Genomic DNA, 18,724 nt, shown 5'->3' on the forward strand with positions numbered 1-18,724 from the left:
GGGGTCTCCTGGGTCGTTCTGGGTGTACGGGTGGTGCCGGGGGGGGGCTGCGCGGAGGGCTACTTCGTCGCCGTCCACACGCCGTTGCCGAACGAATAGAGCGCGTCGCCCGCGATGGCTCCGCCGGCGAAGATCTCGAAGTTCTCCTTGGCCTTGGGGCCCAGGACGCGCGGCGCGAGGACTCGGACGGCGAGGCCCGCGGCGACCATCCAGCCGGCCATCGGCGTCGTGATCAGCAGGCCGGTGGCGAGCATGATGCCGAGCTGGCGCTTCGAGCCGCCGATGAGCTGGATGATCGCGCCGGGGATCGCCCACAGGGCCAGCTGCTTGGCCGTCTCCACGGAGGGACCCGCCTTGATGGCGGCGACGTACGCGGCGTCGATCGGGGCGGTCTGCCCCTTGTCGAAGAACATCTGGTACGAGACGGCGACGACGACGATCGCGATGCCGAAGCCGACCATCGCGGCGATCAGCTGCTGGCGGCGGCCCTCCAGTTCGAACGCCGGGTCGGCGCCCTCGCCGCGCAGCAGGAAGCCGGCCTTGAGGTCGTAGCCCATGTCGGCGAAGGCCGGTCCGGTGGCCGCGGTGAAGCCGGATAGGACGACGAGGGCCTCCGGCGGGAAGCCGACGAGGATGCCGATCAGCAGGGTGATCAGGGCGATCGCGAAGGCGGGGAACCAGCCGGAGTGCATGGAGGCGATGCCGACGAGCAGTTCGTGCAGGAACGCGGCCACGGTGGCGTAGAGGACGAAGGCGATCAGCATGCCGACGCTCATGTCCGTGACGATGCCGGTGCCGAGCGAGAGCAGGATCGAGATGGCGAGGTAGGCGCCGAAGCCCAGGCGCAGCGACTTGCCGAGGCGCCGGGCGCCGTCGTCGGGGGTGGCGGACGCGGACGCGGTGGTGGACGCGGTGGTCGCCTTGCGTGCCTTGAGGACCGTGCGGCCGACCTGGACGAGGGCGACCAGGCCGGCGCCGATCATCATGCCGTGCGGCAGGTACATGGCGTTCAGGTCGAGGCCGAACAGCGGCTCGGCGTAGCTGATGATCAGCAGGCCCGCGCCGAACGCGGCCATCGAGGCGAGCCCGCCGATCAGGGCGACACCGAATGCGGACATCGGCAGCGCGAACGCGGCGCCCGCGAGCCCCGTGACCAGGCCGAGCCCGAGCACCCCTGCGCGCCGGCCGCCCTCGTCACCCGCCTTGATGGCCTCGGCGGCGGCGAGTCCCGGGGCCCACGGGTTACTCGCCGGAAAGGCCGGGGTGTCGTACATCCGGTACAGCAGCCAGGCGTCGACCAGCATCGCGACGGAGACGCCGACGAGCATCGGCACGATCATGTTGTCCAGGCCGAACAGGAACGGGATGCCGATCGGCAGGAACAGGCTGTTGGCCGCGCCGAAGGTGGCTGAGGAGATGCTCGTCTGCGCCAGGTTCTGGGCGTGCACCGAACGGAAGCCGCGGAAGGCGACGAGCGGGACGCGGGCGAGCGTCATCGCGGCCAGGGCACCGATCAGCGAGGTGCTCGGGGTGACGCCGAGGGTGGCGAGCAGCTGTACGCCCACGATCGCGCCGAACACGCTGAGCACCACGGTCAGGACCAGATTGCCGGGGGCGAGCGCGCGGGGATGGCGGCGCGGGGCACCGCCTACATCGTTCGTGCCCCCGGCGTCGGCCGTGGGCGGCCGCGCGGTGTCGGCGTTGCTGCTCATGGGTGCTCCTGACGGTCGGCGCCGCTCGGCGACCTGGCGTGGTTGCGGAGTCGCGGAACTGTAGAGTTCTATAATCTGGAACCAGATCCAAATATCTGGACCTGGATCATTCATAGCTGTCGGGCGCCCCGTCAAGCCCCTACGGGGAGTTCTCACGATGTGGGCCGCTCGCGGGCCCGGCGACGGGGCGGTGCGGACGGCACCGCCCGAGCGCATACGATCGGACCCGGAAACCGATCGGGGGAGGCACAGGAACCGGTGAGCACACTCGCCAACGCACGGGACGTGCTGCGCCTGATGGCGCACCTGCAGCGCGATGTCACCGTGACCGATGTCGCGGCCGAACTCGGGCTGCCCAAGAGCTCGGTGTCACGGACGCTGAGCATGATGGCCGAGTACGGCTTCCTCGACCGCGACCCGCTGACCCGCGCCTACCGCCCCGGCGGCCTGATCATGGAGGCTTCGTACCACTTCCGGGCCTCGCGCGGCACCGTCTCCCTACTGGAGGAAGAGGCCGCCCGCCTCGTCACCGACACCGGCTACACCGGGTACGTGGATGTGCTCGACGGGGCCGAGTCGCTGGTGCTGCACATGCGCATCGGTACGGCCGGCGCCCTCCAGGCGTACACACCGGCGGGCACCCGGGCGCCCGCGTACGCCACGTCGATGGGCCGGGCGCTGCTGGCCCGGCTGGACGACGCGCAGGTCATGCGGCTCGTCGACGCCCGCCTCGAGCAGGCGACCGGGACGGCCCCGCGGACCCGCAAGGAGCTGGTCGCCGCGCTGGCCCGGATCCGCGTCGACGGCTGGGACGTCTCGCGGGGCGAGTGGGTGCAGAACGTGGGTGGCATCTCGGCCGCCGTGCTCGACAACGACACGGGCCAGGTCTTCGGCATCGGCATCGCCCTGCCGGCCCCGGAGTTGCGCGACGAGACGACCGAGCGCTTCGGCAGGGCGGTACGAGAGGCAGCCGCCCGCGTCGGCAAACGCATCGGCGACCCGTACTGGCTGCGCTTCGTCGCCGACGAAGGCTGAACCCGTGGCCCCGCCCTCGCAGATCCCTACGCGAGCAGCGGGCCGGCCATCGCTCCGGTGATCCCGCTCGACGTGAGGACAGGCACCCGAACCCCGCCCGCTCGCAGCGCCTCGCGGTGCCGGTCCGCGTATCCCATGCAGTCCAGGACGAGGGCCCCGACACCACGGCCCACCAACTCCCGCGCCGCACGCAGCAATTCAGCCTGATCCGCGACATACGGTGATGCCGTGGCGAACTCCGGCCTCGGCGTGACCCCCCGCCACTTCTCGCGGGCCGCAGCCACCTGCTCGGGCAGCGGCACGATCACACCCACCCGCAAACCGCCCAACACACCACGGACGTAGGTGGTCAGCAGGGCGTCCGGCTCGACGAGCAGTGCGCGCCGGGTGCGCAGCGCCGGGAACGCGCCGGTGCACAACAGCACCACGGCGTCGACGCCGTCCTCCTCGAGCGCTTCCAATCGCCCTTGCAGGGCCTCCCCCACGGCGGCCTCGTCAAGCGTGACCGTGGCCCCCGTGGCGAGGCGGGTGATCAAGGTGGGTCGACCGGGTGTGGCGGCAAGCCGCTCCGCCGCCCGAGCCGGGTCGGGTCCGTCGAGCACGCCGGCGTGCCGCACGCACACGGTGCCGGGAAGTGCCGCCTCGATCCCGGCACTGAGGTCGGGGCGCGGCGCCTGGCCGATGGTCAGAAAGCCGACGTTTCGCATGTGTTCTGAAACCCCCTTGAGTTCAAGAATGTGAGAGTGGGTTCCAGAAAGATAGACATGCGAGTGCAGCTGAGGGAACCCTCGACCGACTGCCGTCACCGCGGCGCGAGCAGCCCCTCGATCCCCTTGTCGATCCAGCCGGGGCGCACCTCACTGCCGAACGGGATCAGGGCGTGGCTGCGCGCCAGATAGAGCAGCAGCGCCTGGTGGCCGATGCGGACGCGGAGCGTACGCCCCGTGTCGCGGGCCCGCAGCAGTACTCCGGGCGGGCCGTCGGGGTCGACGACCGGGCACACGGTCACGTCGCCGATGCCCGCCTGGCCTGACAGGCCGTCCGACAGCAAGTCCCGTGAGATGACCCGGTGTTCGGCCCGTCGGCCGCGCCGCGACACGGTCACCGCGACGACCAGCGGATCGTCCTCGCTGTAGCGGAGCACGACGTCGCACGGCTCGCACGCGCCGCCGTCCGCCGCGAAGGCGAGTCCTCGTACCGTCGCTTCGAGCTGCCTTTCGCTGCCCCTGTCAGGACCCATCCTGATCATCCCCTTCCCCGTGGACGCGTCGCGGAACGAGCCGTAGAACGACGCTCGAACTAACTTAGATACGGAGTCAGAAGTGCCGTTGGCATAGTCGCCGATGACCATCAACCCCACGCAACCTGTTCGACCGTTCGCACACCTGCGCCAACACCCTCGTAGGATGCCGGGGTACCGAAGCCGACCCCGATGAACCGCCGCGCGCGATCAGAAGGACAAGGAGAGCGGGGACATCACGCTCTCGGCCGTTCAGGTCGACCCCGAGGACGCGTGCCACGATGCGATCGTGGAGCACTTGGACGACCGGCGGTGAGCACACACGTCTGACCGTGGCAGCGGATCGTACGCCGCGATTCACTTGTTCGTATGGTCCTTCGCGCATCCCGCCGCCCACTGGGCGCACTCGCGGGACAATCCGCTGCATGACGTTCGGCATTGTGCGGCGCCGTCCCGGCGAACTCCCCCGTGAACTCACCGGTTTCATCGGCAGGGCCCCTGAATTGACCCAGTTGGGAGCGGCGTTGGACTCGCAGCGCTGCGTCACGGTGGTGGGCCCCGGCGGTGTCGGCAAGACCCGGCTCGCGCTCCGCGCGCTCGCGGGCCGCACCACCGGGGCCGATGCGCCGGTGTGCCTGGTGGAACTGTCCGCGCTGCGCGACCCCGGCCTGCTGCCGCACACCCTCGCCGCCTGCCTCGACCTTCCCGAGCAGTCGGGACGGCCGCAACTGGACGTGGTGCTCGACCACTTGCGGGAGACACCCGCGCTCGTCGTCCTGGACACCTGCGAGCACCTGGTGGACGCCTGCGCCGAGCTCGTGGACGTCCTGCTGCGCGAGACCGACGGCGTGCGCGTCCTGGCGACCAGCAGACAGCCGCTGGACGTGCCGGGTGAACACACCTTCCCACTGTCGCCGCTGGGCGTGTCGGACGCGGGCGGCGAGGCGGTGTCGCTGTTCGAGCAGCGGGCCGCGGCCGTCGTCCCCGGCTTCGAGGTGACCGACGCCAGCCGGGACGCCGTGGTGCGGCTGTGCCGCCGCCTCGACGGCATGCCGCTCGCCATCGAACTGGCCACCGTCCGACTGCGCGCCGTACCGCTGAACCAGCTCATCGACCGCCTGGAGGACCGCTTCCGGCTCCTGACGGGCGGCCGCCGCACCTCGCTGCCGCGCCATCAGACGCTGCGTACGACGATCGACTGGAGCCACGACCTGTGCGACGCCCGCGAGCAGCGGCTGTGGGCGCGGCTCTCCGTCTTCGGTGACGTCTTCGACCTTTCGGCCGCCGAAGAGGTCTGCGGATTCGGCGAGTTGGGGTCGGACGAGGTGCTGGAGGTCCTCATCGACCTCGTCGACAAGTCGGTGGTGCAGCGGGTGGACGAGTTCGGGCCCGGCACCGGCGCCGACGGCGCCACCCGCTACCGGATGCTCGACACCCTGCGCGAGTACGGGGCGGAGAAGCTGGCCGCGTCGGGCGAGGAGACCGCGGCCCGCGACCGGCACCTGGCCCGCTACGTCAAGGCGGCCGACGAGTTCGACCGGCACTTCATCGACGACGACCAGATGCCGCGCGTCCAGGCGCTGCGCCGTGAACACCCGGACATCCGCCTTGCGTTGGAGTACGCGCTCGGGCGCGGCGACCGGGAGCAGAAGGGGGCCGGGCTCGCCGGGGCGCTGTGGGGGTACTGGCAGATCACGGGGCTTCTCACGGAGGGGCGGTACTGGCAGCAGAAGTCCGCGGCGGCCTTTCCCGGCGCGACACCCGAGCGGGCCTGGGCACTGGTCGTCGGCGGGTACATCAAGACGTTCCAGGGCGACCCTGTGGGTGCCGTGCCGGAGATCAAGGAGGGCATCGAGATCGCCGACCGGCTCGGCGAGTCCTTGATCCGGGCCCGCGGCTGGCTGTATCTGCACTGTGCGTACACGTTCGCCTGCGACTTCGACCGCGCCGAGCGGGCCGGGGTGGCCGCCCATGAGCGGCTCGCGGCGCTCGGCGACCTCATCGGCCTGGTCTGCCTGGACGTCCAGGCCGGGTACCAGTACCACCTCTCGGGGCAGGACGATCTCGCCCTGGAGCGCAGCGGCCAGGGGCTGGCCCGGCTCGGCGCCGGCTCGAAGGAGTGCTGGCTGCGCGGTTTCGTGCACACCATCGTGGGGCTGAGCCACTACTCGAAGGGGGACCCGGGGGCGAGCGAGGCAGCCCTGAAGGAGGCGCTTCCGCTGAAGGCGGCGCTCGGCGACGTGATCGGCTGCGGCTACGCGGTGGAGATCATGGCGTGGGCCGCGGCCCGGGACGGCCGGCACCGGCGGGCCGCCTGGCTGTTCGGCGGTTCCGACGCGCTGTGGCAGTCGACCGGCGGCGAGCTGCTGAGCGGGGCGCCGGTCTCCGTGGAGAACCACCGGATGGCGGCGGAGGCGACGCGTTCGGGCCTGGGCGGCGACGTCTACGAGCACCTGTGGCAGCTGGGCGCCACCGCACCGCGCGAGGCCCTGTTCGCGGCGGCGCTCACCGGCGAGGACGAACTCGTCCTGGAACCCGCGGAGTTGCCGGGCCAGCGCAGGGCGGGCTCCGGGGAGTCACTGACCCGCCGCGAGCACGAGGTGGCACGCCTGGCGGCGGACGGCCTGTCGAACCGGGAGATCGCCGAGCGGCTCTTCATCTCCCGCCGCACGGTCGACGCCCACATGGAGCGCATCCTCTCCAAGCTCGGCATCAGCTCCCGCAACCGCATCGCGGTGAAGCTCGCGACGGCGGGGACCGGAGAGTAGGCGACCGGGAGTGAGAGGCATACTGCGGCCGTCTATACGGATGCGGAGGTCTGCCGTTCTTGGGGCGTGAGGGCGCGGAGGGTCCAGAGCCCGTACAACGCCAGCAGCGGCTTGCCGACCAGCCACTCGCCCGGGCGGCAGTCGTCCGCCCGCACCAGCCTTTCGGCGAGATCGGGGCGCTGCCGTCGCAGGTAGGCGCGGGCCTTCAGCGCATGCGCCGGCTGGGAGACGATCTTGATACGGTCGGTGCCCTCTAGCAGGGGGATCACGTTCGTGATGTTCTCCCACGTCGTCGTGGACCGGTCCTCGAGGAGCACCGTGCCGTCGAACGCGAGTACCGACTTCGCGTAGTCGGCCATCAGCCGGGCTTCCGTGGCGCCGCTCCCGGCCACCGCGCCACCGCTGAAGATCACGGTCGTGTCGCACGCGTCCCCGGTGGACACGGAGCGCAGCCCGGCGCGCACGCGCCAGCGGTTGACGAAGTTCGCCGTCGGCCGGGGGTTGCGGAAGCCCAGCACGATCACGGCCTCGGATCCTGCCTCGCGCTCGGGGCTCCCCACCAGCGTTCGCGACCAGCGTCGGTTGAGCCATTCGCTCCAGAGCAGCACGGCCGTCCCCGCAGCCACCAGACCCGTCCACCGTCGCATGCGGCGACCCTAACGGGCTGCGGCAGTCCGGGTCAGAAGCCGGGTTCGGACGGCAGGCCGTCGGCCGCGCGACCCGCGGCCCCCGGACCCACCGCCAGATCGTCCGCCGCCTCGGTCAGGGCGCGCAGCCCTTCGACCAGCCCGGCGCGGACCCCGACGGGGAGGGTGCCGACGAGTGCGGCGACCTCACGGTGGCGGTGGTCGAGCACCTGGCGTACGAGGGTGGCGCCGGAAGGCGTGAGCCGGAGGACGACCTCCCTGCGGTTGGCCGGGTTGGCCTTGCGGTCGACCAGGCCGCCGGCCTCCAGCTTGTCCACCATGCGCAGGGCGGTCGACGCGTTGACCCCCAACGTGGCGGCCAGCACCGCGAGTTTGACCGGCCCGCACCGGTCGAGCACCACCAGCGTGCGCAGTTGCGGCAGCGTCAGCGTGGCGTCGACCGAGGCGAGGGCGCGGGCCGACAGGGCGACCAGGAGCCGGGACGCGGCCATGACCGTCTCGGTGACCTCTTTGGTCTCCTCGTCGACGTCCTGCGGCGTCGCTTCGTCGACGTCCTGCGGCGTCGCTTCGTCCACGCGTCGCGGTTCGTCGTCGTCACGCCTGGTCAGACCGTCCACCGCTGCCACTCTCTCCACATCACCCATGTTCACTATTGCAGTCTGCAATGTTACTCTCGGCGTATGCCCGCCCCGCATCGGAATGGCGGGGCCGGTTCGAGGAAGTGATGGCCGTGAGCAGTGAACTCGTACATCGAGGATATTCGTTCGTCTGCCTGAGCTGTGGTCATGGATGGGAGGCCGAGTTCGCGATTCGGCTTGCCACCACGTGCGCATCTTGCGCCCAGGGCGGGTGGACTCCGCCCGTGTGCGGCACGAGAACTGACTGACCTCCTCCCCCGCACACACCACACCCGAAAGCCCTCGCCCTTCCGCTCCTCCCCCGGGCAATGACGCCCGCCCCTGCCCCCGCCCGGCCGCGAGCCGACGGGCCGCTCGCGCGCGCCCGCACGGCGGGAGGTTCCTGCCCGCTCACACCCGCTCCCGCACCATGAAATCGGAGGCTCCGTGGCCACGCCCACAGCCGCCAGAGCTCCCCATGAGCCTGCCGCCGCACAGCCGACTCCCCACGCCCACTCCAAGATCCCGCACCTCGGCGACTTCCACGTCATGCCGCGCGTGGCGGTGATCGCCGCGCTGGCCGTGCCCGTCGGGGCCGCGGCGGCGCTGGTCGCCGTGGGCCTGCTCAAGCTGATCGCCCTGTTCACCAACCTCTGCTTCCACGGCCGCCTCTCCTTCGGTGACACCACACCGGCGACCACCTCGCACTGGTGGCTGATCCTTTTCATGCCGATCGTCGGCGGGCTCGTCATCGGCGTGATGGCGCGCTACGGATCGGAGAAGATCCGCGGGCACGGGATGCCGGAGGCCATCGAGTCGATCCTCGTCGGCCGCAGCAAGGTCCAGCCCCGGATCGCCGTCCTCAAGCCCGTCTCGTCCGCGGTGTCCATCGGGACGGGCGGCCCGTTCGGCGCCGAGGGGCCCATCATCATGACCGGCGGCGCGGTCGGCTCGATCCTCGCCCAGTTCCTGCGGGTGACCACCGACGAACGCAAGACGTTGCTGGTGGCGGGGTCTGCCGCGGGCATGGCGGCCACGTTCAACGCCCCGTTCGCCGCGATCCTGCTCGGCGTGGAACTACTGCTGTTCGAGTGGCGGCCGCGCTCCTACATACCGGTCGCGGTCGGCGCCGTCACCGCGACGCTCGTGCGCGGCCCGATCCTCGGCACCGCTCCCCTCTTCGCCGGCGCCCATGTCCCCGACCGGCTGCCGCTGTCCGCGTACGGACTGTGCGTCGTCGCCGGGATCGGCGCGGGGCTCCTCGCCCTGGTCGCCACCTGGCTCGTGTACTTCTCCGAGGACATGTTCGCCCGGATCCCGCTGCACTGGATGTGGTGGCCGGCCATCGGCGGAACGGTCATCGGCCTCGGCGGGCTCGTCGAGCCGCGCGCGCTGGGCGTCGGCTACGACGTGATCGACCAGCTCCTGACCGGCCGCGCGACGGTCGGCCTGATCATCGGCATCCTCGTGGTCAAGACCCTGATCTGGGGCCTGTCGCTCGGTTCGGGCACATCGGGCGGTGTGCTCGCCCCCATGTTCATGATCGGCGGGGCGCTCGGGGCCGCCGAAGGGCTCGTCTTCCCCGCCGTCAGCCCCGGCTTCTGGGCCCTGGTCTCGCTCGCCGGTGTCCTCGGCGGTGTCATGCGTTCCCCGCTCACCGGCATCGTCTTCTGCCTCGAACTGACCCATGAGGTCAACGCCCTTGTCCCCATGGTGATCACCGCTTCCTCCGCGTACCTGCTCTCCGTGATCATCCTCAAGAGGTCCGTGCTCACCGAGAAGATCGCACGCCGCGGACTGCACCTCACCCGCGAGTACTCCGTGGACCCGCTGGAGGTCCATCTCGTGCGCCAGCTCGACACCGCGCCGCCCGCCCTCACCCTGCACGCCGACGCGAGCGTCGACACGACCGCCGCCCGGCTGCGCACCCTGCGCGACGAGCACGACGCGTCGGGCGTGCCGGCCCAGCGGCTCTTCCCGGTCCTGGACGGCGCGGGCCGCCTGACCGGCGTCGTCACCTCGGACCAGGTGCTGCGGGCCGGGCTCGACGACACCCGGCCGCTGAGCTCCCTCGCCGGGCCGCCCGTCGTCGCCCACCCCGACGAGACCCTGCGTACGGTCGCCAACCGGATGGCCGCCCACCATGTCACCCGCGTCGTGGTCACACCACGCGACGAACCGGCCCGTGTCGAGGGCGTCCTGAGCCTCAGCCAGCTCCTGGAGGCCCGCCGCGTAGACCTCTACGAGGAGCAGCACGTGGAGCGCACGTTCCTGCGCGGGCGAACCGCGGTGCAGGCCGTGAAGTAGGCCGCTCGGACGCAAGCGCCGCCGGGGCCCAGGAGGGGGCGGAAGGTCCCCGGCGGCGACCACCTTGCAGAAGGAACGTTTCCACACCGAGCGGCCGAACCGGCGCAAACGCGCCGCTGGGGCCGGAGAGTGTGGCTCCCACGCGCCGCACGACTCCGGCCGCTCTCCTGCTTATGTGTTCGGATCGGGCCGATATCCTGGACGGATGGCGGAGAGAACCGGCGGTGCGCCGCAGATCGATGGACGCTCCACCCGCTGGGACGGGCACAAGGCACAGCGTCAGGTGGAGTTGGTGGACGCGGCTGTCGCGCTCATCGAGGAGGAGGGCGCGCACTTCCGGATGCAGCGCCTGGCGGAGCGGGTGGGGCTGCCTCGGTCCGTGCTCTACCGGCACTTCAAGGACCGCGCCTCGTTCGACGAGTTGATCCGTCGGCGGGTGGTGGAGTCGTTCGTGAAACGGATGGAGCCCACGCTCAGCTTCGAGGGCACCGTCGAGGAGTCCGTGCACCGTGTGGTGGGCGCGCACCTGGACTGGGTGGCCCAACATCCGCGCCTGTACGCCTACATGGGCGTCGCCGAGCACGCGATGGGGGACGGCTCGCTGGTGGCGGACACCAAGACGGCCATCGCGCTGATGCTGAGCGAGCGGTTCAGTGACGTACTGGCGGCGCTCGGGGTGAAGGGGGCGCCGATCCGCTCGGTGGCGGTCGGCATCGTGGGGTTCGTGGACACCGCGGTCAACCAGTGGATGCGCGATCCCGAACGCGAGCAGACCGAGGACGAGTTGCGCGCCATGCTGTGCCGCTCGGTGTGGGCCGTGCTGGAGGCGACGCTGCGCGACCTCGGCGTGGAGCTGACGCCGCAGCAGCGGGTGTCGGACGTGGAAGGGGTCTGAGCGCGGCGCTGCCGACCGGGGTCGACCGGCCGGCAGCGCAGGGTGTGTCAGGCGGTCGCGACCGGGGCGGGTCGCGCGGCCCGCCGCAGCGCCTCGGCGTCCGTGAGCTTGACGCGGGGGCGGCCCTGGGCCTCGCCCGCCGCCCGTTCCGTACGGTCGATCGCCTGCCATTCCGCCAGGCCGAGCGCGTCGGGCGCCGCCGTGGCACCGGGCTCCGGCTGCGGGAGGCGGCCCGCGGCGAAGTCGTCGAGGAGGGACTCGACGGTCTCGTGGGCGCAGGTCTTGTTGGTGCCGATGAACCCGGTCGGGCCGCGCTTGATCCAGCCCGCGACGTAGACCCCGGGCTCGACCCGGCCGGCCTCGTGCGGGACGGTCGCGCTGTCCTCGTCGAAGGGCAGTCCTGGCACGGGCCGCGCACGGTAGCCGACGGAACGCAGCACGAGGCCGGTCTCCAGGGTCTCGGTGGCGCCGGTGGGCCGGGCCCGCACGGTGCCGTCCTCGTCGGTGTGCAGGGTGGTCGGGGCGATCTCCAGGGCCCGTACGCGGTCCTCGCCGATGAGGCGCGCCGGTCCCGCGAGGAAGCGCAGGGTGATGCGGCGGCGGCCCTCGACCGGGGTGCGCGTCGCCAGTTCGGCCAGCAGCCGGGTCTTCTCGTTGGTGTCGTGGGCCAGGCCCTCGGGCCAGCCCTCGATGCTCACGTCGATGTCCTTGAGGGCGGAGAGCGCGAGGAGTTCGGGCACGGTGAAGGCGGCCTGTGCGGGCCCTCGGCGGCCGAGGAGGACGATCTCGCGGACCTTGCTGTCGCGCAGCGCGTCGAGCGCGCGGTCGGAGATGTCGGTGCGGGCCAGGGCGTCCGGGTCGGCGGTGAGGATGCGGGCGACGTCGAGGGCGACGTTGCCGTTGCCGATGACGACGGCGCGTTCGGTGTCGAGCCGGTGCTCGTCGTGGGCGCGGTCGGGGTGGCCGTTGTACCAGGCGACGAAGTCGGTGGCGGAGACGCTGCCGGGCAGGTCCTCGCCCTCGATGCCGAGCCGCTTGTCGGTCGCCGCGCCCACCGCGTAGATCACGGCGTGGTGCTCGCGCAGCAGGTCGGCGTGGGTGAGGTCGGCGCCGACCTCGACGCCGAGCCGGTAGCTGAAGCCGGCCTGTGACTCGATGGTCCGGAACAGCTCGGTGACCTGCTTGGTGTCCTGGTGGTCGGGTGCGACTCCGGCCCGGGCGAGGCCGTACGGGGTGGGCAGCCGGTCGTACACGGTGACGCGGACGCCGGGGTGGCGCAGCAGCTCGTCGGCGGCGAAGAGCCCGGCGGGCCCCGCGCCGACGACAGCCACGGACAACTCGCCCTGCGGGAGGGTGCGTTGCTTCGGCACGACGTACATGGGTGCGCGGTCGTCGTGCGGATTTTCCTTGTAGTAGGAGGCGTTCAGCTCCAGGAACGGCAACTCCGCCTCGCTGAGGGCCGTGTGCGGCTTGAGCGCGTCCACCGGACAGGCCGTCGTGCAGGCGCCGCAGTCCACGCAGGTGCGCGGATCGACGTACAGCATCTCGGCGGTGGCGAAGCCGGGCTCGCCCGGGGCGGGGTGGATGCAGTTGACCGGACAGGCCAGCACGCAGGAGGCGTCGGCGCAGCAGGATCGGGTGACGGCGTACGGCACGGCGGGCTGGTCTCCGTTCGGGCGGTTCAGGGAAGGGTGGTGCGGGAGGGGCTCAGTCGGTGAGCGGGGCGGGCTCGCCGCGGAAGCGCGCCGGGCGGCCGTCGATGCGCAGGGCCCGCCACAGCGGCCGGGACACCTTGTTCATCAGGCCGATGTCCTGGGCGAGCATCCGCACGTCGGAGAAGAGCTCCTGGAGCATCTTCTGGCCGGCCTCGGACTTCCAGAAGACCTCCTTGATCACCCAGTCCGGGATGCCGACCAGCTCGGCGGACTTCTTGTCGGGGATCATGATGACGTCGCACAGAATCCGCATGATCAGCGGGAAGAGCACGGACAGCGCGCCGCGGCGGGCCTTGCCGTAGCGCGGGACGCGCAGCCGCAGGAACTCGTGGGCGAAGGAGATGTGCCGGGCCTCCTCCGCGATGTGGATCTGCATGATCCGCTGCGGCAGCGGGTGCACCGGCTCCCCGCTGCGCAGGGCGCCCTTCTGCAGGTGGTCGATGGGCTCCTCGCCGGCGAGGATGCCGGTGAAGAACGCCTCGGGGTAGAGCGAGCCGAACAGCGGCAGGACGCGGCTGAGTTGGCGGAACCAGCGCTTGCCGCCCGGGGTGTCCACGCCGGTGCGGTTCACCAGCTCCTGGAACATCTGGGTGTGGTGGGTCTCTTCGGTGATCTCGTGGGTGAGGTACCTGAACTCCAGGTTCTGGTTGCCCAGTTGGTAGATGTAGTCGAGCGCCCCGCGCATGAGCAGGTTCTCGAACTGCATGCCCACCTTGGCGATGACCGCCCAGCGCCAGATCCCGATCCGGATCTGCGTCTCCAGCGGCTGCTCCTGGTACCAGCGGTGGGCGCCCAGGGCGTCCGCGGAGGTGAGCACCCAGCGGGTGTCGCTCGTGTCCACGGCGAACTCGGGGTCGTCCCACTTGATGTCGATGAAGGCGTTGAAGTTGACGTTGACGGAGCCCTCGGACAAGGTCCGCAGGCGCTCGTCGTAGACCTTCCTGGACAGCTTCGGGGTCATCTTCGTCCTCGATTGTCGTTGGTAGGGGCTGGGCGAACGGTCAGGCGGCGCGGGTCGGTTCCTTGACCTCGGCCGTCCTGCCCGCCTTCTCGAAGCGCAGCGGGCCGTCGTCGATGGCGGCGTCTCGGAGCATGGCGCGGTCGCGGTAGTAGTTGTTCCACAGCCGCCACGGGTCTCGGGTGCCCTGGCGCGGCATGACCTTGTCGGCGCGGGCGATGTAGCCGGAGGTCAGCGCCTCGCCCATGACGGAGAACTCGGAGCGGTCGGCGTCGGAGGCCACCGGGGTGGCGATGTCGTGTCCGTTGCTCCGCATGTGCGACAGCAGGCGGGCGGTGTAGTCGGCCGCCAGGTCCGCCTTCAGGGTCCAGGAGGCGTTGGTGTAGCCGATGACGAGCGACATGTTGGGCACGCCCTCGAGCAGCACGGCCTTGTAGAGGACGCAGTTCGTGACGTCCACCGGGACGCCGTTCACGGTCAGGTCCATGCCACCCATGAGGCGGACCGTGAGGCCGGTCGCGGTGACGACGATGTCGGCCTTGAGCTCCTCGCCGGACTTCAGGCGGATGCCGTCGGCGGTGAACGTGTCGATGTGGTCGGTGGCGATGGCGGCCCTGCCGCGCTTGAGCACCTTGAACAGGTCGCCGCCGGGGACGACGCACAGGCGCTGGTCCCACGGCTTGTACTTCGGGCTGAAGTGGCGCATGTCGACGCCCTTGCCTGCCTGGGCGCGCACGAGGCCGAGCAGCGCCTTGCGGGCGAGGCGGGGGTACTTGCGGCAGAAGGCGTAACTCCCGCGCTGCAGTGCGATGTTGCGGGCGCGGACGACCTTGTGGGTCAGCCGGGCGGGGGCGCGCAGCTTCTTCATGACGGAGGTGAGCGGGTCGACCTCCGGCAGGGCCAGGACGTAGGTGGGCGAGCGCTGCAGCATCGTGACGCTCTCGGCCTTGTCGGCCATCGCGGGCAGCAGTGTGATGGCGGTGGCGCCGGAGCCGATGACGACGACGCGCTTGCCGGTGTGGTCGAGGTCCTCGGGCCACTGCTGGGGGTGCACGAGCGTGCCCTGGTAGACGGCCTCGCCCGGGAACTCGGGGCGGTAGGGCTTGTCGTAGTCGTAGTAGCCGGTCGCGCCGACGAGGTAGCCCGCGCTGTACGACTCGCGCTCGCCGGTGCCCTCGTCCTCGACCTCGACGGTCCAACGCCCGGTCTCGTGCGAGAAGTCGGCGCTGAGGGCGCGGCGGCCGAAGCGGGTGCGCTCCAGGACGCCGCCGTCGGTGGCGGCGTCCTCCACGTACTGGCGGATTCGCGCTCCGTCGGCGAGGATGCGCGCGTCGGTCCAGGGCCGGAAGCCGAAGCCGAAGGTGGGCATGTCGGAGTCGGACCGGATGCCGGGGTACCGGAAGAGGTCCCAGGTGCCGCCCACGCGGGCGCGGCGCTCCAGTACGACGAGCGAGGCCCTGGGGTTGTCGCGCAGGACATGGCGCGCGGCGCTGATGCCGGAGATTCCGGCACCGATGACCAGGACGTCGACGTGCTGCTGCTCCATCGCGGAGGGTCCTCGCTCTCGCTCGTGAGCCCCTGAGAGAGACAGGGACGGAGGGTTCGGCGCCGCTCGGGGCGCCGGCGGTACTCAGACACGTGGTTCTCATCTGCGCGGTACCCGCAATTTACCTGCGACACTCTGTTTCAGATACCGTTGGTAACGTGACGTGGGTCACACAAAGAGGTCGGCGTTTTCGGCCGAACCCCCGCGCCCGGCACAGAAGTTGGCGGCGGGCGCCCTGTTGTCGCTGGTGGTCGCGGTGACGGGGGTGCGGCGGTCAGCTCGGGTCGGGGCCGCCGTCGAAACGGGCACGATTGTCGGCGATCTCGTCGTGGTGCGTGCCCGCCCAGTCGACCAGGACGGTGACCGCGTCGAGCAGCGAGGCGCCAAGCGCGGTCAGCTCGTACTCGACCCGTGGCGGCACCTCGGGGTAGGAGATGCGGGTGACGAGGCCGTCGCGGCGCAGCTGGCGAAGGGTGAGGGTGAGCATCCGCTGGGAGACGCCCGGGACGGAGCGCTGCAGGTCCGTGAAGCGCACGGGGCCGCCCTCCAGCGTGCCGATCACGAGCACGGCCCACTTGTTGCCCGCCCGCTCGACGATCTGCCGGAGGGTCTCGCCCTGCTCGGCGGGCCAGCGGGCACAGGGCCCGGTCCGGGGCGGCGGGTCGTCCGCCCGGGGGTCGCGCGTCATCGTGCGCCTGCCCTTCCCTCCGCCTTGCTTACACGGGTGTGCCTTTTGTACGGGCTTCCATGCTGGCGCAGGGTGGGGTCGCGCACCACAGTTGACCGACGGCCACGCGGCACCTCTCCCGCGGGCCGGCCCATCCCAGGAGGACAGACATGCTCATGCGTGCCGCGACCGTGTCCCGCTTCGGCGGGCCCGAGGCAGTCGAGATCACGGAGGTCCCGGTGCCCGAGCCCGGCTCCGGACAGGTCCGGATCAAGGTGGCCGCGGCCGCGCTGAACCCGGTCGACGCGGCGATGCGGGCGGGCGTCTTCGGCGGCGACGGCGAGCGGATCGGTCCGGGCTGGGACGTCGCGGGCACCGTCGACGCCGTCGGCCCGGGCGCGCCCTGGTCCCCCGGCGACCGCGTCATCGGCCTGGCCACGGGACACCACACTCCGCTGGGCACCCACGCCGACTACGCGGTCCTCGACGCGGACGCCGTCGCTCCCGCCCCGACGACGCTGGACGACGCGCATGCCGCGGCTCTGCCCCTCAACGCGCTCTCCGCCGCGCAGGCGCTGGACCTGGCCGCGCTGGAGCCCGGGCAGAGCCTGCTGGTCACGGGCGCGGCGGGCGGGGTCGGCGCGCACACCGTGGAGCTCGCGCGCCACCGCGGCCTGACGGTCACCGCGCTGGCCTCCGCGCGCGACGAGGAGTTCCTGCGCTCGCGCGGCGCCGACGCCTTCCTGCCCCGCGAGCAGACACCGCCTCCGGCCACCTTCGACGGTGTCGTCGACGCCGCCGTGCTGGGCGACGCGGCCCTCGCCCCGGTCCGCGACGGCGGCGCCTACGTCGGCGTATGGCCGGGCCAGGAACCGTTCCCCGAGCGCGGCATCCGCGTCCACGCCCTGGACGTACGCGCCGACGGCGCCCAGCTCGCTGACCTGTCCCACCTCGCCGACCGCGGCACACTGCTCCCCCGCGTCGCCGAACTCTTCCCGCTGGCCGACGCCGCCGCGGCCCATGCACGGCTCGCGGAGGGCGGACTGCGGGGGCGGCTCGTGCTCGTCCCCTGAACCGCTCGCCTCCGGCGACGGCGGGTGCGGTTGAATACGACCTCATGAGCGAGAGTGGGCGTGCCGCGAGCCGGACGGCGGTACTGGTGTGCCAGGGCCGGGCGGCCGCGGACGGTAAGGCCGGCGCGGGCAGGTTCGCGGACCCGGTGGCGGCACGGCTGCTGCGGGACGCCGAGCGGGTGCCCGTGGACGAGGTGCGTGCGGGCACACCGCCGAAGGACTGGCAGGCCCGGATGACGTACGAGAGCGTACGGGCGTGTGTCGAGGTGGCCGTGCCCCGCACGGTGGCCATCGACGACGCCCTGCGCGCCCGTCCGTCCGGCCAGCTGGTGATCCTCGGCGCCGGTCTCGACACCCGCGCCTGGCGCCTGGCCGAACTCGCGCGGACGGACGTGTGGGAGGTCGACCACCCCGCCTCCCAGCAGGACAAGCGCGACCGGCTCGCGGCGGCCGCCGAGCCGTCGCCCGCGGCCCGTTCCGTACGGTTCACGCCCGTCGACTTCGCGGTGGACGACCTCGGCGCGGCGCTGGCCGCCGCCGGGCACGACCCGTCCGCTCCGACGACCTGGCTGTGGGAGGGCGTCGTCCCCTACCTCACGCGCGCCGAGGTCCGCGCGACGGTGGCCACGCTCACCGCGCGGACGGCTCCCGGCAGCACGCTCGTCGTCAACTACCAGGCCCCGTCGGCGAAGGCGACCGCGGGACGCCTCCTCACGCGCGTGCTCCGCAGTTCCGTCACGGCGGGCGAGCCGTGGCGCTCGCTGTGGAAGCCGGGGCAACTGGAGACGCTCCTCGCGGAACACGGTTGGTCGGTGACGTCGGACGACACCCTTCTCACGCTCGCGGAGTCACTCGGCAGTCCGGCGCGGGGCCGGGCCTCGCTGCGCTCGGGCCGGGTGGCGGTGGCGGAGACGGCCGCGACCAGGAACCACCCCCGCCCCACGTAGCGTCTCCCCCTCGGACGACAGACACCAACGACGCTCGTACGGCAGGGAGGAGGACACCACGATGTGGATCGCGATGTGCCTCCTGGCAGGTCTCGCCGTCCTCGGGTTCGGCGTCCGTGAGGCCGTGGTCCAGTACCGCCTCCAGCGGGAGGGGGTCCGCGCCGGGGGCCTGGTGGTCCGCCACCACCGGAGCGACGTCGGACGACACGGCGGCCCGGTCCACTTCGCGGTGGTCGAGTTCGTCGACACGTACGGCGGCCGGCACACCTTCCAGGCCGGCTCGTCCGGCGTCAAGGGCCTGCCCGTGGGCGGCGGCGTCCCGGTGCGCTACCTGCCCGACGCCCCGCAGTCCGCGCGCATCGACCTCACCGGCCGCCGCGTCGGCGAGGTCACCGCCCTCCTCGGGGGCGGCGCGCTGTTCACGGCCGTCGGCGTCTGGCTGCTGGTCACCGGCCGCTGAGCGAGCCGCCGTTCCCATCGGGCCGAGAACACCTCTCCCCAACAGCCTCTGCGGCCCCATCCATTGACGTACCCCCTCCCTCGCGACAAAGATCGAAAGGAACCGCACCGACAACGTTGTCTAAGGAAAGGGTCGCG

16 protein-coding genes are annotated in these 18,724 nt (G+C 71.8%); 7 read left to right on the plus strand and 9 right to left on the minus strand.

The window, feature by feature from the left end; translation table 11 throughout:
* Positions 1-59: 59 nt before the first annotated feature.
* Complete coding sequence (locus ACZ7L4_RS26860) at positions 60-1,712, minus strand: OPT/YSL family transporter (protein WP_472106399.1); 1,653 nt, start codon at positions 1,710-1,712, stop codon at positions 60-62.
* A gap of 258 nt (positions 1,713-1,970) precedes the next feature.
* Between ACZ7L4_RS26860 and ACZ7L4_RS26865 the strand changes: the two genes are divergently transcribed.
* A complete protein-coding gene (locus ACZ7L4_RS26865; protein WP_472106401.1) occupies positions 1,971-2,747 on the plus strand; it encodes an IclR family transcriptional regulator in 777 nt (258 codons plus the stop codon).
* A gap of 26 nt (positions 2,748-2,773) precedes the next feature.
* On the opposite strand, the gene ACZ7L4_RS26870 is transcribed toward ACZ7L4_RS26865, so the two are convergent.
* A complete protein-coding gene (locus ACZ7L4_RS26870; RefSeq protein WP_472106403.1) occupies positions 2,774-3,454 on the minus strand; it encodes an AroM family protein in 681 nt (226 codons plus the stop codon).
* A 95-nt stretch (positions 3,455-3,549) separates the two neighbouring features.
* Positions 3,550-3,987, minus strand: coding sequence for an SsgA family sporulation/cell division regulator (locus ACZ7L4_RS26875; protein WP_472106405.1), 438 nt, complete (start codon positions 3,985-3,987; stop codon positions 3,550-3,552).
* A 425-nt stretch (positions 3,988-4,412) separates the two neighbouring features.
* Between ACZ7L4_RS26875 and ACZ7L4_RS26880 the strand changes: the two genes are divergently transcribed.
* A complete protein-coding gene (locus ACZ7L4_RS26880) occupies positions 4,413-6,755 on the plus strand; it encodes an ATP-binding protein (RefSeq protein WP_472106407.1) in 2,343 nt (780 codons plus the stop codon).
* A 32-nt stretch (positions 6,756-6,787) separates the two neighbouring features.
* Here the strand turns inward: ACZ7L4_RS26880 and ACZ7L4_RS26885 are convergent, their stop codons facing one another.
* Together ACZ7L4_RS26885 and ACZ7L4_RS26890 are read right to left on the minus strand one after the other, a co-directional pair.
* The gene (locus ACZ7L4_RS26885; RefSeq protein WP_472106409.1) at positions 6,788-7,402 is read right to left on the minus strand and encodes a YdcF family protein; all 615 of its coding nucleotides are present in this window, start codon (positions 7,400-7,402) and stop codon (positions 6,788-6,790) included.
* Positions 7,403-7,434: 32 nt separating this feature from the next.
* Entirely contained in the window at positions 7,435-8,046 is a 612-nt protein-coding gene (locus ACZ7L4_RS26890; protein ID WP_472106411.1) for a MarR family winged helix-turn-helix transcriptional regulator, read from the minus strand.
* A gap of 420 nt (positions 8,047-8,466) precedes the next feature.
* Between ACZ7L4_RS26890 and ACZ7L4_RS26895 the strand changes: the two genes are divergently transcribed.
* Entirely contained in the window at positions 8,467-10,326 is a 1,860-nt protein-coding gene (locus ACZ7L4_RS26895) for a chloride channel protein (protein ID WP_472106413.1), read from the plus strand.
* Between the two features lie 205 nt (positions 10,327-10,531).
* The gene (locus tag ACZ7L4_RS26900; protein WP_450811194.1) at positions 10,532-11,221 is read left to right on the plus strand and encodes a TetR/AcrR family transcriptional regulator; all 690 of its coding nucleotides are present in this window, start codon (positions 10,532-10,534) and stop codon (positions 11,219-11,221) included.
* Between the two features lie 47 nt (positions 11,222-11,268).
* Here ACZ7L4_RS26900 and ACZ7L4_RS26905 read toward each other — a convergent pair whose 3' ends face one another.
* From ACZ7L4_RS26905 to ACZ7L4_RS26920, 4 genes are all read right to left on the minus strand, one after another.
* On the minus strand, positions 11,269-12,876 hold the full coding sequence (locus tag ACZ7L4_RS26905; protein WP_472106415.1) for an FAD-dependent oxidoreductase: 1,608 nt from the start codon (positions 12,874-12,876) through the stop codon (positions 11,269-11,271).
* 52 nt (positions 12,877-12,928) lie between these two features.
* Positions 12,929-13,897 carry an AurF N-oxygenase family protein gene (locus ACZ7L4_RS26910; RefSeq protein ID WP_422412797.1) on the minus strand — a complete coding sequence of 323 codons (969 nt, stop codon included), beginning with the start codon at positions 13,895-13,897 and terminating at the stop codon, positions 12,929-12,931.
* 40 nt (positions 13,898-13,937) lie between these two features.
* Positions 13,938-15,440, minus strand: coding sequence for a flavin-containing monooxygenase (locus ACZ7L4_RS26915; RefSeq protein ID WP_472106417.1), 1,503 nt, complete (start codon positions 15,438-15,440; stop codon positions 13,938-13,940).
* A gap of 274 nt (positions 15,441-15,714) precedes the next feature.
* On the minus strand, positions 15,715-16,128 hold the full coding sequence (locus ACZ7L4_RS26920; RefSeq protein WP_472106418.1) for a winged helix-turn-helix transcriptional regulator: 414 nt from the start codon (positions 16,126-16,128) through the stop codon (positions 15,715-15,717).
* A gap of 155 nt (positions 16,129-16,283) precedes the next feature.
* Between ACZ7L4_RS26920 and ACZ7L4_RS26925 the strand changes: the two genes are divergently transcribed.
* The 3 genes from ACZ7L4_RS26925 (at position 16,284) to ACZ7L4_RS26935 (ending at position 18,587) form a co-directional block, all read left to right on the plus strand.
* Positions 16,284-17,180: an NADP-dependent oxidoreductase gene (locus tag ACZ7L4_RS26925; RefSeq protein ID WP_472107364.1), complete on the plus strand. Its 897-nt coding sequence runs from the start codon at positions 16,284-16,286 to the stop codon at positions 17,178-17,180.
* Positions 17,181-17,224: 44 nt separating this feature from the next.
* On the plus strand, positions 17,225-18,127 hold the full coding sequence (locus tag ACZ7L4_RS26930; protein WP_472106419.1) for a class I SAM-dependent methyltransferase: 903 nt from the start codon (positions 17,225-17,227) through the stop codon (positions 18,125-18,127).
* Between the two features lie 61 nt (positions 18,128-18,188).
* Positions 18,189-18,587, plus strand: coding sequence for a DUF3592 domain-containing protein (locus ACZ7L4_RS26935; RefSeq protein WP_472106421.1), 399 nt, complete (start codon positions 18,189-18,191; stop codon positions 18,585-18,587).
* Positions 18,588-18,724: the final 137 nt, after the last annotated feature.

It is taken from the genome of Streptomyces sp. NPDC107575, assembly GCF_055657265.1.

Coding starts and splice junctions, on each gene's coding strand:
- ACZ7L4_RS26860 (WP_472106399.1), bottom strand. CDS start 1,712: ATGAGCAGCAACGCCGACACCGCGCGGCCGCCCACGGCCGACGCCGGG.
- ACZ7L4_RS26910 (WP_422412797.1), bottom strand. CDS start 13,897: ATGACCCCGAAGCTGTCCAGGAAGGTCTACGACGAGCGCCTGCGGACC.
- ACZ7L4_RS26935 (WP_472106421.1), top strand. CDS start 18,189: ATGTGGATCGCGATGTGCCTCCTGGCAGGTCTCGCCGTCCTCGGGTTC.
- ACZ7L4_RS26870 (WP_472106403.1), bottom strand. CDS start 3,454: ATGCGAAACGTCGGCTTTCTGACCATCGGCCAGGCGCCGCGCCCCGAC.
- ACZ7L4_RS26915 (WP_472106417.1), bottom strand. CDS start 15,440: ATGGAGCAGCAGCACGTCGACGTCCTGGTCATCGGTGCCGGAATCTCC.
- ACZ7L4_RS26885 (WP_472106409.1), bottom strand. CDS start 7,402: ATGCGACGGTGGACGGGTCTGGTGGCTGCGGGGACGGCCGTGCTGCTC.
- ACZ7L4_RS26930 (WP_472106419.1), top strand. CDS start 17,225: ATGAGCGAGAGTGGGCGTGCCGCGAGCCGGACGGCGGTACTGGTGTGC.
- ACZ7L4_RS26900 (WP_450811194.1), top strand. CDS start 10,532: ATGGCGGAGAGAACCGGCGGTGCGCCGCAGATCGATGGACGCTCCACC.
- ACZ7L4_RS26880 (WP_472106407.1), top strand. CDS start 4,413: ATGACGTTCGGCATTGTGCGGCGCCGTCCCGGCGAACTCCCCCGTGAA.
- ACZ7L4_RS26925 (WP_472107364.1), top strand. CDS start 16,284: ATGCGTGCCGCGACCGTGTCCCGCTTCGGCGGGCCCGAGGCAGTCGAG.
- ACZ7L4_RS26890 (WP_472106411.1), bottom strand. CDS start 8,046: ATGGGTGATGTGGAGAGAGTGGCAGCGGTGGACGGTCTGACCAGGCGT.
- ACZ7L4_RS26875 (WP_472106405.1), bottom strand. CDS start 3,987: ATGGGTCCTGACAGGGGCAGCGAAAGGCAGCTCGAAGCGACGGTACGA.
- ACZ7L4_RS26920 (WP_472106418.1), bottom strand. CDS start 16,128: ATGACGCGCGACCCCCGGGCGGACGACCCGCCGCCCCGGACCGGGCCC.